Below are 10,813 nucleotides of genomic sequence, written 5' to 3' on the forward strand. Positions count from 1 at the left end.
CACCGAAAGGCAGCCATGACCCAGTCCGCCGACGCCGCGCCCGACGCGGGGGCGCCGCTTCCGCAGTTCCCGATGCGGCGCACCTGCCCGTTCAGCGAGCCGCGCGAGTACGCCGCGATGCGCGCGGACAACCCCGTCTCGCGCGCGGCGCTGAAGGTGAACGGCAAGCCGACCTGGCTCGTCACCCGGCATGAGGACGTCCGGCAGGTGCTGGGCGACGGCCGGGTGAGCTCCAACCTGAAACTGCCGGGCTACCCGCACCAGTTCCACATCCCCGAGGAGATGCTGGCGCAGATCCGGCCGATGCTGCTGTCCATGGACCCGCCGGAGCACACCGCTCAACGGCGCATGCTCATACGGGAGTTCACTGCTCGCCGGGTGAAGGAGATGCGGCCGCGCATCCAGGAGATCGTCGACGAGCGGGTCGACGCGATGCTGGCCACGGGCGGCCCGGTCGACCTGGTCACCGCGCTGGCGCTGCCGGTGCCCTCGCTGGTGATCTGCGAGCTGCTCGGCGTGCCGTACGAGGACCACGCCCAGTTCGAGGAGTGGTCGGCGGCGATGATGAACCACGAGCTGAGCCCGGCGGAGTACGGTGCCGCGGTGCAGGCCCTGGACGCCTACCTCGACAAGCTCGTCACCCTCAAGGAGGACGAGCCGGGCGACGACCTGATCAGCCGCTTCCTGGAGAAGAACCGCAGCGAGCAGGTCGCCGACCATGTCGACGTGGTGACGATGGCGCGGCTGATGCTGGTCGGCGGCCACGAGACGACCGCCAACATGATCGCCCTGGGTGTGCTGGCCCTGCTGCAACACCCCGAGCAGCTGGCCGAGTTGCAGGAAGACCCCGCTCTCCTGCCGGGCGCCATCGAGGAGTTGCTGCGGGTCTTCTCCATCTCGGACTCCGGCACGGCGCGCGTCGCGCTGGAGGACATCGAGGTCGGCGACATCACCATCCGCGCCGGTGAGGGCATCCTCGCCCTGAACAACGCCGCCAACCACGACGAGTCCGTCTTCCCGGACCCGGCCACCCTCGACATCCACCGCAAGGAGGCCCGCAGCCACCTCGCCTTCGGTTACGGCATCCACCAGTGCATCGGCGCCAACCTGGCCCGGGTGGAGCTGGAGGCGGTCTACGGCACGCTGCTGCGCCGCATCCCCGGTCTGCGGCTCGCGGCCGACCCGGACGAGCTGCGCTTCAAGGACGACGCCATGGTCTACGGCGTCTACGAGCTTCCCGTCACCTGGTGACGGCCGAACCGATCGGAGTCCCCCTCATGCGTGTCACCACGGAACGCGACCGGTGCGTGGGTTCAGGCCAGTGCGCCCTGCTCAGCCCGGAGGTGTTCGACCAGGACGACCACGGTCTTGTGGTCGTCCTGCGCGAGGAGCCGGCTGACGACCTGCGCGCGGGCGTCCTGCAGGCCGCCGACCTGTGCCCCTCGCGCTCCATCCGCGTCGACAGCTGAAGAGCCGTGCCGGACCGGGTGCCGGTACACCGGCCGCGGCACGGCGAAGGAGTCCAACGCCCGCCACCGCCGGCTCCGGCGCCGAACTGAGCGCTCTGGAGCCGGAGTTGTACCTAGGGGTGCCGGCTACCGAGCTGGATCCGGGTGCACGGTCGGTCCTGCTGGCCGACGGCGCGAAGGTCGAGTACGACGTCCTGGTCGTCGCGACCGGCGGGCGCGGCTGCGGCCCGGGCGGCGGATGGTGATCGTCAGTGCCGGGTTCCTCGGCACTGAGGTGGCCGCCGTGGCCCGCGGTCTGGGCGTCGAGGTGCGCACGGGTGCGGCGGTCACCGGGATCCTGAGCGACGCCGGCGGGGTGACCGGCGTGCGGCTGGCCGACGCCACCGGGTCGAGCGTCGTACCGGGCCCATGGAATTCTGCGCGGCCATGACGAGGCGCTCGTCCTCGAAAGCGATCCGGCCCGGCGGCTGCTCGTCGCCTGCCGCACCGGCGACCGCGTCACCGGCGTACTCGCCGCGGGAGCGCTACCGAAGGCACTGCGGGCATGGCGCGCCTTCGTGGCGACCCGCAGTCCGTCGCGATCGTGGCGGGCGCGCCAGGTCAGGAGTACACGCGGGTGGGCGCCCGGCTCGTGCCCCGGAGTGACGCCGCAGTGCACGCCGGGGACGAACGGCCCGAGGGCACGGTGCTCACGGTCGGGCGGGATCGTACCGGCTTGGTGGAGCGCCTGAGTGACCGGGCTGGGAGCAGCAGGAGTTGTTCAGTGGCCGGCGGGCGGCGGGACGGGGCGGGGTCCGGCGAGGGACTGAGCCTGGTCGAGGAAGGAGGGCAGCCACTGCTCGTAGGGGACGCCCGCGAGGAATCGCAGGGCTGCCTCCGCGTCCTTGCCGACCGCCGTGTGCAAGGGGGTGTCCGGGTCGTCGACGGCGGCGACGATCGCCTCGGCCGCCTCCGCGCAGTCGGCCGCGCCTTCCGCCACGCGCGTGAGGAACCGCGAGAGCCAGGCGTGGTCGGCGTCGTACGGGCCGGTCCCGGACGGCTGTCCGGCGGTGCAGGCGGCGGACTTGCGCTGGATGGCGGAGGCGAAGCTGCCCGGTTCGAGGCACACGACACGGATGCCGAAGGGCTGGACCTCCGCATACAGGGCCTCGCTGAGCGCGCCCAGGGCGGCCTTGCTCGCCGCGTAGAAGCCGCCGTGCGGGACGGCGAACGTACGGCCGGCGAGAGAGGAGACGTTGACGATGACACCGCTGCCCCGGGCGCGCATCCCGGGCAGCACGGCGCGGGACATGCGCAGCGCGCCCCAGTAGTTGGTCTCCATCAGGGTCCGCGCCTGGTCGAGCGGCATGGTCTCGACGGGGCCGGTGCGGTCGACGCCGGCGTTGTTGACGAGGACGTCGACCGGTCCGTTCCGGTCCTGCACCGCGGTGACGGCGGCGGTGACCGAGGTGTCGTCGGTGACGTCCAGCTGTGGGACGTCGAGGGTGAGGTCCTCGGCTCGGGCGCGCCGGAGCAGTTCCTCGGCGGTGGCGGGGTTGCGTACGCAGGCGTGCACCCGGTCGCCCCGGCGCGCGAACGCGAGCGCCGTCTCCAGGCCGATGCCGCTGCCGCACCCGGTGATGAGGACGGCGGTCATGCCCGGACCGCCTCCTTCGCCAGCAGGTCGAGGACTTCTCTCTGGTGGGACGTCAGATAGAAGTGGCCGCCCTGGAACACATGGAGGTCGAACGACGCGTCCGTGTGGCGGGACCAGGCGCGTGCCTCGTCCACGGTGACCTTCGGATCGTCGTCGCCGACCAGCCCCACGATCGGGCACCGCAGGTTCGGGCCCGGCTCGTAGCGGTAGGTCTCGGCGGCGCGGTAGTCGGCGCGGATCGCGGGCAGGGCCATGCGGATCAGTTCCTCGTCGTCGAGGATCGCCGAGTCCGTGCCGCTCAAGTTCCGCATCTCCGCGATGAGTCCGTCGTCGTCGCGCAGGTGGACGGATTCGTCGCGCGGGCAGGAGGGGGCGCGGCGGGCGGAGGCGAACAGCGCGTGGAGGACGACGCCGTGGTCGCGTTCCAGACGGCGGGCGACCTCGAAGCCGAGGGTCGCGCCCATGCTGTGGCCGAAGAAGAGCAGCGGGCGGTCCGTCCATGGCAGCAGGACGGACGTGACGTGGTCGGCCAGTTCCTGGATGCTGTCGGCGCACGGCTCGTTGCGCCGGTCCTGGCGTCCCGGGTACTGCACGGCGAGCACGTCCACGGACGCCGGCAGGCTCGCCGAGACCGGGTGGTAGAAGGTCGCCGAGCCGCCCGCGTGCGGCAGGCACACCAGTCTGGCCGCCGCGTCCGGACGGGGGTGGTAGCGGCGTATCCAGAGGCGGTCGTGCTCGGCGAGCGTGGTCATGGGGTCGGCGTTTCCTTCCTGGCGGTGGCCGCGGCCCGGGCCGCGGGCGTGCTCCAGCAGTCTCACCCGCACGAAGACGGCCGACCACCCCTATCCGCCCCGACTCCGCCCCCCTCCGCCCCAAAGACAGGGTTCGGCTCAGGCGTTGAGGTAGGCGAGCACGGCGAGCACCCGGCGGTTGCTGTCGCTCGACGGCGGCAGCATCAGCTTGGTGAAGATGTTGGAGATGTGCTTCGCGGCCGCGCCCTCGGTGACGGTGAGCCGCTGGGCGATCGCCGTGTTCGAGCAACCCTCGGCCATCAGCTCCAGCACCTCGCGTTCCCGCCCGGTGAGCGCGGCCAGCGGCTCGTCCCGCGAGTGGCTGGTCATCAACTGGGCGACCACGGCGGGGTCCATGGCCGTACCGCCGGCGGCGACCCGTCGTACGGCGTCGATGAACTGTTCGTCGTCCAGCACGCTGTCCTTCAGCAGGTAGCCGATGCCGCCGGTGCCGTCGGCCAGCAGCTCGCGGGCGTACATCTGCTCGACGTGCTGGGAGAGGACGAGGATCGGCAGGCCGGGCTGCTCCCGGCGGGCACGCAGGGCGGCCTGCAGGCCCTCGGTGGTGAAGGTGGGCGGCAGCCGTACGTCGACGATGGCCACGTCGGGCCGGTGCTCGGCCATCGCCGCGGCGAGGTCCGTGCCGTTGTCGACGGCCGCGACCACCTCGAACTCGTACGCCTCCAGCAGTTGGATGATCCCCTGCCTCAGGAGGAAGAGGTCTTCGGCGAGGACAACGCGCACAGCAGCTCCATCTTCATCACGGTCGGTCCGCCCGGGGGGCTGTCGATCTCCAGAACCCCGTCAAAGGATGCCAGCCGCCGTCGGATGCCCTCCAGGCCGCTCCCGGCCGAGGTGTCGGCGCCGCCGTGGCCGTCGTCGGTGACGCGGGCGTGCAGGGTGCCCTCCTCGTACCAGGCGAGGATCTCCACGCGCTGGGCCTCGGCGTGTTTGAGGGCGTTGGTCAGCAGCTCCGACACCGCGAAGTAGACGGCGGACTCGACCGGGTCGGGCGGCCTGCCGGGCAGGTCCGCCACCACCGTGACGTGCAAGGGGCTGGCCAGGCCCAGGGCGCGCAGGGCGTCGGCCAGGCCCCGTTCGGCGAGGACCGGCGGGTGGATGCCGCGGACCAGGTCGCGCAGTTCGCTCAGGGCCTGCACGGAGGAGGTGCGGGCCTGCCGCAGCAGCCGCCGCGCCTCCTCGGGGTCCTGGGTCATCTTCCGGTCGACGGCGCCGAGTTGGAGGCCGAGGCTGACCAGCCGGGCCTGCGCCCCGTCGTGCAGGTCGCGTTCGATACGCCGCAGTTCGGCGGCCTGGATGTCGAGGGCGCCGGAGCGGGTCTCCGACAGGTGCTGCACCCGGGAGGCCAGCTGGGACTGCCGGGTCGGGCCGAGCAGGAACCGGACGAAGCAGGCGTACCCCTTGAGCACCAGCGGGCCGAGGAACACCCAGCCGGTGAGCACGACGAGCGCCAGCAGTCCCGCGGCGAACGCGGCCGGCCAGCTGTCGACCGTGACGAAGGCGTACCAGCGGCCCTGTCCGCCGTCCGCGATGGGCTGCCACAGACCGCAGGCCAGGAACAGTCCCTCCCCCGCGTAGTAAAGCAGCCCGGCCGGCACGAAACCGGCCAGGCCGACGACGCAGTTGAGCAGCAGCCACAGCAGATCCCGCCAGGTCGCGGGGTCGGTCAGGATCCACTTGCAGCGGCGCATCCAGCCGACGATGTCCTTCTCGATCTCCTCCGGCTCGGGCCGGTAGGGCCGCTCCACCGGGATGCCGGAGTGCGCGGCCGCACGCCGGTTGAGGTTGGCCAGCCAGCGCACCGCGCGCGTGCAGTAGGGCAGCGCGAGGAAACCGATGCCGATCACGGCGATGATGATGAAGTAGGCGGTGGTGACGAAGAGGACGATCGACAGCAGGGCTCCGGCGGCGATCGCCACACCGACCAGGGTGTCCAGGGCGGCGCGGCCCAGCAGGCCGCGCCACGTGACCGGCACAGTCTTCATGCCTTCATGTTCCCATCCCGCGGCACCGGTCATGGCGGGGCCGCCCCCGCCCGGGGGGAGCGGGGACGGCCCGGTCAGGGGGTGGCTCACGCGGCCTTCACCGTGTCCACGGCGGGACTGCGCATACCGCGCCAGGAGGGCATCAGCGTGGCGCCGAACACCAGCAGCAGCGACCCGCCGACGATCGCCAGGTAGATGCCGATGGATCCGGAGGGCAGATACGAGTCGCTCTTGACGAGGCTGTAGGGGACGATCGTCGTCGCCGAGGCGATGGTGCCGAGGACGGTGGCGATGACGCCGATCAGCACACCCTCGACGGTCAGCATGGCGATCACCTGGGCGCGGGTGGCGCCGGTGAGCCGCTGGAGGCCGAACTCCGCGCTCCGTTTCCGGGTGACCGACACCAGGGTGTTGACCACGGTGATGGCGGCGTACCCCACGATCATGGCGACGATCGTGTAGTTGGCGGACACCAGGATCTGCTGGATCTGGTTGTTCCGGCCGGCCAGCGAGGAGCTGACGTCCAGTTCGGTGCCGGGCACCCGGGCGGCCAGCGCGGCGAGTCGGTCGTGGGCCTCGGCACCGCTGCCGGGCGCGGTGCGGACCAGGATCTGGTGCGGCAGTCCGTCGCCGGTGTGCGGGGCGAGGGCGGCGGCGGGCAGCGTCAGGTACTGCTGCTTGGGGTTGTCGGTGTAGAGGGCCACGACGGTGGGGTGTACGGCGGTGCCGTCGCCGAGGTGCATCGGCAGCCGGTCGCCGACCTTGACGCCGTACTCGCGGGCCTTCTTGTCGGACAGGGCCACGGTGTCGCCCCGCAGGTCGGTGAGCGATCCGGCTACGACGGGCAGGTCGAGGCTCTGGCGCACGCCCTCGGCGGAGACTCCGCGCAGGTCGGCGTCGGCCAGGCCGCCCGGCCGGTCCACGAAGCCGCGGCTGATGACGAGTTCGGAGGCCGCGGCCACTCCGGGAGTGGCGCGTACCTTCTCGACGACGCCGGGGGCGAACCCGCCCGTCGTGGAGTCGAGGACGTAGTCGGCGAGGATGTTCTTGTCGTAGGAGGTCCGGGAGACGTGGTCCTCGGTGGACTGCATGTACAGGGTGCCGGTGGCGATGCCGATGAGCAGGACGATCGGTGCGACGGCGCCCGCCATGCGGACGCTGGCGGTGGCGGCGTTGCGCAGCGCGAGCTGCCCGGAGAGTCCGGAGAAGGCGCGCACCGGGAGCCGTAGCAGCGCCACCATGACCCTGGTGATGCCGGGGGCGAGCAGGGCGAGGCCGATGCAGAACAGCACGGAGGCGGGTCCCGCGGTGCTGGCGAGGGTGGGGCCGTCGTCCATCACGGTGGCGGTGGCGATCGCCAGGCCGATGCCGTTGGCGAGGAAGAACAGCGCCAGCAGCAGCCGGGGCACGCTGAACCAGCGGGTGCCGGCAGTGGCTTCGGCCAGCGCGGCCACCGGTTCGGTGCGGGCGGCCTTGCGTCCGGCGAAGCGGGTGGCTCCCGCCGCGGCGAGGACGGTGACGATCGCTCCGACGGCCATCGGGATCCAGCCGGCGTGGTAGACGATCTCCGACGACACCACGCCGCTGGAGGTCAGCACCCCGAACAGCAGCCGGCCGATGGCCCATCCGGGCAGCAGGGCGAGCAGCACGGAGCCCACCGACAGCACGGCCGTCTCGCTGAGGATCATGCGGCGCAGCTGCTTGGGGGTGGAGCCGACGGCGCGCAGCAGGGCCATCTCGCGGGCACGCTGCTGGAGGGAGAGGCCGAGCGTGGACGCGACGCCGAACATGACGATCAGCACGACCGAGGAGCCGAAGACCGCGGCGAGGATGACGACGGTGCGCTTGCTGGGGAGGGTGCCGGGCAGTTCGGCGAGCCCCCGGTGTTCGCCGGAGAGCACCTCGGCGCGGTCGCCGACCGCCGAGCGGACCGCGTCCGCGACGGCGGCGTCGCTCTTGCCGGGCGCGGGCAGGACGGCGATGGAGTCGATCCGGCCGCCGGCGAGGGTGCGTGCCTCGTCGTCCGTGAAGAACACGGCGGCGTGCGGGTTGTGGCCGCCGTGCTGCTCGGCGATGCCGCTGACCCGGAACCGCCGGGTGGTGCCCTGGACGACGATGTCGACCGTGGACCCGGGACGGGCGCCGGCGCGCTCCGCCAGTCCCGAGTCGAGGACGACCTCGCCGCCGGCGGCGGGGGATCCACCGACGGCGAGGGTATAGGGGGTGAGCCGGGCGCCGGCCCAGCCGTGGCCGTACGAGTCGGACTTGCCGGTCAGCGGCTTGCCGTCCTTGAGGACGGTGGCCGGGACCGACACGTCGCCGACGGCCGTGCGCACGCCGTCGGCCTTGGCCACCGTGCCGACCAGTGCGGGGTCGATGCGGTGACGTTCGGTCAGGGCGGTGGAGTCGTAGGTCTGGTCACCGGTGACGACGACCGGGGCGCCGGCGAGGCGCTGCGGGTCGGCCGCCATGCGGATGCCCGTCTCCATCAGGCCGCCGCAGCCGATGACGATGGCGGCGCCGAGGAACATGGCGAGGAAGGTCGCGACGAAGCTCGTCTTGCGGAACTTCAGGGTGCGCAGTGCGAGTTGCCACATCAGTAACGCCCCCCGGAGGACAGCGGAGAGCTCTGCCGCTGGGTGTCGTCCTCCCAGGCGCCGAGCCTGGTCATCCGGGCGGCCACGGCGTCGGCGGTCGGCCGGTGCAGTTCGCCGGCGAAGGTGCCGTCGGCAAGGAAGACCACTCGGTCGGCATAGGAGGCGGCGACCGGGTCGTGGGTGACCATGACCAGCGTCTGGCGGGCGGTGTCGACGGACTCGCGCAGCAGGGCGAGCACGGACGCGGCGGTGCGGGTGTCGAGGGCGCCGGTGGGTTCGTCGGCGAAGACCACGGCGGGCCGGGTCACCAGGGCCCGGGCGATGGCGACGCGCTGCTGCTGGCCGCCGGACAGCTGGGCCGGCAGGTGACCGAGGCGCTCGTTCAGTCCCACACGCTGTACGACGTTGCGGATCAGGCCCTTGTCGGGCCGCTGTCCGGCCAGTTGCAGCGGCAGCGTGATGTTCTGCATGACCGTCAGCGCGGGCAGCAGGTTGAAGGACTGGAAGATGAAACCGATCCGGTTGCGGCGCAGCTTGGTCAGCTGGGTGTCGTCCAGGCCGGCGAGGTCGGTGCCGCCGACGGTGACCTTGCCGGAGCTGGGCTGGACCAGCCCCGCGGCGCAGTGCAGGAAGGTGCTCTTGCCCGACCCGGACGGGCCCATCACGGCGGTGAAGGTGCCGTCGGCGAAGCTCATGGTGAGCCCGCGGAGCGCGGCCACCTGGCTGTCTCCTCGGCCATAGGTCTTCGACACGGCGTCCAGCCGTACCGCCTCCGCCCGGCGGAGGTCCTGTGAAGTGTGCACTGCGGGCTCCCCTATGAGATATCGCGCTTCTCACGCGGTGTCTGTGGACCAGATTAGGAACGCTGCGGCTGCGGCACATTGGCATTCTCCGGCCGGTTCGAGGTAGAGGTTTCTCTACCTCGGCACGCCAGGTTTCGGCGGGTGCTCGCGAACTTCGTGCAGCGATGTCGCCACCCAGACCGAATACTTGACTCCTCTCCAAAAGGGCTGGTTGACACCCGTGCCTCAAGGGGTGTCTGCGGGTACCTTCGAACGCGTCGGAAGAAGCACGAAAGATAGGAAGCCCCATGGCCACCAGGCCTGACCACGATCTGACCGCGCAGGTCCGGCCCGACGGATATCTGGAGCTGTACTCCCCGCGCACCGGCAGGCGGCACCGGTGCGGCCCACGTGGCACGACGATGTGGCTGGCGCTCCAGCGCAGCGATTGGCAGCCGGAATTGGCCGCGGACGAAATCGCCGCGCATTTAGGGGTCGATCCGCACAGTATCCGCTGCGATATCCATGCCTGGCTGGTGCATTTCCGCGAGGCCGGCGAGTGAAGACAGAGGGGGCGCAGGCAGCCTTTCGGCTGCCTGTTTCAGGAAGCGCCGGCGGCTTCTGTCGCCGTCAGCCACACCTCGACCGCCTCGGCGGTGGTCTCGGCGAAATCCTCCAGAATCGTGAAATGCGTGCCGGGCACGTCGACCGGTGCGTGCTCCGCGGGCCAGGTGGCCCGCCAGTCGTCCGTGCCGGTGCCGGTCGCGAAGGACTCGGTGGGCCGCACGAACAGCACCGGCGCTGTCAGGGCACCCGGCATACAGTGCTGGATCAGATCGCTGTAGCGGCTCATGGCGGCGAGGCGGGCGGTGCCGAAGCCGCCGAGGGCGGACTCGCGGTCCAGCATCCCGTCGAACATCTGCCGCCACAGGTCGTCCTTGCCGTCGTCCCCGGGCAGATAGGTGTCCAACAGCACGACGCCCGAGGCCGGTTGTCCGGCCTTCTCCATGATCTCGGCGGCCGCGTGGGCGAACTGGCCGCCGGAGGAGTAGCCGACGAGCACGTACGGCCGCTCGTCCGGGCAGGCCCGGCGGATGCCCTCGACGACCACCTCCACCACCGCGTCCACGGAACGCGGAAGTGCCTCGCCGGGACCGAAGCCGGGCACCGCCGGCACCAGGACGTCAGAGCGGCCGTGGAAGTGCCGGGCGAAACGGGCGTACTGGTGGGCGCCGCCGAGTGCCATCGGCGAGGGCAGGCAGACCAGCCGCGGCGAGGCGGCGCCGTCCCCGGTGGACAGCCGTACCGGGTCGGTGAGGTCCCCGAATTCGGCCAGGGACGAGAAGCCGGGGAGGATCTCGGCGACGGTGCGCAGCAGTTCGATGGCCGAGGCCATCCTCCCGTCGGCTGCCGCGCGCCGCACCAGCCCGCCGACCGACTCCAGGTCCGCGGCGCCGCCGGACTGGGCCGGCCGGCCGCCGCCGGCGAGGTGTTCGCGCAGGACGGCGGCGAGGGCGGCCGGGCTGGGGTGG

12 protein-coding genes are annotated in these 10,813 nt (G+C 71.8%); 5 read left to right on the forward strand and 7 right to left on the reverse strand.

All coding sequences use genetic code 11. The features are described from left to right. Positions 1–15: 15 nt before the first annotated feature. The 4 genes from M878_RS52615 (at position 16) to M878_RS52625 (ending at position 1,899) form a co-directional block, all read left to right on the forward strand. A complete protein-coding gene (locus M878_RS52615; RefSeq protein WP_023544508.1) occupies positions 16–1,251 on the forward strand; it encodes a cytochrome P450 in 1,236 nt (411 codons plus the stop codon). Positions 1,252–1,277: 26 nt separating this feature from the next. Then, entirely contained in the window at positions 1,278–1,469 is a 192-nt protein-coding gene (locus M878_RS52620; RefSeq protein WP_031223774.1) for a ferredoxin, read from the forward strand. A gap of 107 nt (positions 1,470–1,576) precedes the next feature. Further along, positions 1,577–1,714, forward strand: coding sequence for a hypothetical protein (locus M878_RS98780; RefSeq protein WP_209445488.1), 138 nt, complete (start codon positions 1,577–1,579; stop codon positions 1,712–1,714). Next, positions 1,708–1,899, forward strand: a complete 192-nt coding sequence (locus M878_RS52625) for a hypothetical protein (RefSeq protein ID WP_023544511.1) — start codon at positions 1,708–1,710, stop codon at positions 1,897–1,899. Before M878_RS98780 ends, M878_RS52625 begins: the two co-directional genes overlap by 7 nt. Before the next feature lie 330 nt (positions 1,900–2,229). Here M878_RS52625 and M878_RS52630 read toward each other — a convergent pair whose 3' ends face one another. From M878_RS52630 to M878_RS52655, 6 genes are all read right to left on the reverse strand, one after another. Then, positions 2,230–3,105, reverse strand: a complete 876-nt coding sequence (locus tag M878_RS52630) for an SDR family oxidoreductase (RefSeq protein WP_023544512.1) — start codon at positions 3,103–3,105, stop codon at positions 2,230–2,232. Then, on the reverse strand, positions 3,102–3,857 hold the full coding sequence (locus M878_RS52635) for a thioesterase II family protein (protein WP_023544513.1): 756 nt from the start codon (positions 3,855–3,857) through the stop codon (positions 3,102–3,104). The genes M878_RS52630 and M878_RS52635 overlap by 4 nt, the downstream gene beginning before the upstream one ends. Before the next feature lie 138 nt (positions 3,858–3,995). Further along, on the reverse strand, positions 3,996–4,640 hold the full coding sequence (locus M878_RS52640; RefSeq protein ID WP_023544514.1) for a response regulator: 645 nt from the start codon (positions 4,638–4,640) through the stop codon (positions 3,996–3,998). Then, positions 4,604–5,902, reverse strand: coding sequence for a sensor histidine kinase (locus M878_RS52645; RefSeq protein ID WP_023544515.1), 1,299 nt, complete (start codon positions 5,900–5,902; stop codon positions 4,604–4,606). Before M878_RS52645 ends, M878_RS52640 begins: the two co-directional genes overlap by 37 nt. 86 nt (positions 5,903–5,988) lie before the next feature. Continuing rightward, on the reverse strand, positions 5,989–8,499 hold the full coding sequence (locus M878_RS52650; protein WP_023544516.1) for an FtsX-like permease family protein: 2,511 nt from the start codon (positions 8,497–8,499) through the stop codon (positions 5,989–5,991). After that, a complete protein-coding gene (locus tag M878_RS52655) occupies positions 8,499–9,302 on the reverse strand; it encodes an ABC transporter ATP-binding protein (RefSeq protein WP_023544517.1) in 804 nt (267 codons plus the stop codon). Before M878_RS52655 ends, M878_RS52650 begins: the two co-directional genes overlap by 1 nt. A 287-nt stretch (positions 9,303–9,589) precedes the next feature. Between M878_RS52655 and M878_RS52660 the strand changes: the two genes are divergently transcribed. After that, entirely contained in the window at positions 9,590–9,844 is a 255-nt protein-coding gene (locus M878_RS52660; protein WP_023544518.1) for a hypothetical protein, read from the forward strand. Positions 9,845–9,882: 38 nt separating this feature from the next. Here the strand turns inward: M878_RS52660 and M878_RS52665 are convergent. Further along, positions 9,883–10,813 (reverse strand): alpha/beta fold hydrolase (locus tag M878_RS52665; protein ID WP_031223779.1); only part of this gene is annotated, 931 nt, incomplete at its 5' end.

Source organism: Streptomyces roseochromogenus subsp. oscitans DS 12.976, from assembly GCF_000497445.1.
In the GTDB taxonomy this organism is placed as follows: Bacteria; Actinomycetota; Actinomycetes; order Streptomycetales; family Streptomycetaceae; genus Streptomyces; species Streptomyces oscitans.

Excerpts from the sequence above, each read along its gene's own strand:
- M878_RS52615 (WP_023544508.1), top strand. The coding sequence starts at position 16 with ATGACCCAGTCCGCCGACGCCGCGCCCGACGCGGGGGCGCCGCTTCCG.
- M878_RS52620 (WP_031223774.1), top strand. The coding sequence starts at position 1,278 with ATGCGTGTCACCACGGAACGCGACCGGTGCGTGGGTTCAGGCCAGTGC.
- M878_RS52625 (WP_023544511.1), top strand. The coding sequence starts at position 1,708 with ATGGTGATCGTCAGTGCCGGGTTCCTCGGCACTGAGGTGGCCGCCGTG.
- M878_RS52630 (WP_023544512.1), bottom strand. The coding sequence starts at position 3,105 with ATGACCGCCGTCCTCATCACCGGGTGCGGCAGCGGCATCGGCCTGGAG.
- M878_RS52635 (WP_023544513.1), bottom strand. The coding sequence starts at position 3,857 with ATGACCACGCTCGCCGAGCACGACCGCCTCTGGATACGCCGCTACCAC.
- M878_RS52645 (WP_023544515.1), bottom strand. The coding sequence starts at position 5,902 with ATGAAGACTGTGCCGGTCACGTGGCGCGGCCTGCTGGGCCGCGCCGCC.
- M878_RS52650 (WP_023544516.1), bottom strand. The coding sequence starts at position 8,499 with ATGTGGCAACTCGCACTGCGCACCCTGAAGTTCCGCAAGACGAGCTTC.
- M878_RS52660 (WP_023544518.1), top strand. The coding sequence starts at position 9,590 with ATGGCCACCAGGCCTGACCACGATCTGACCGCGCAGGTCCGGCCCGAC.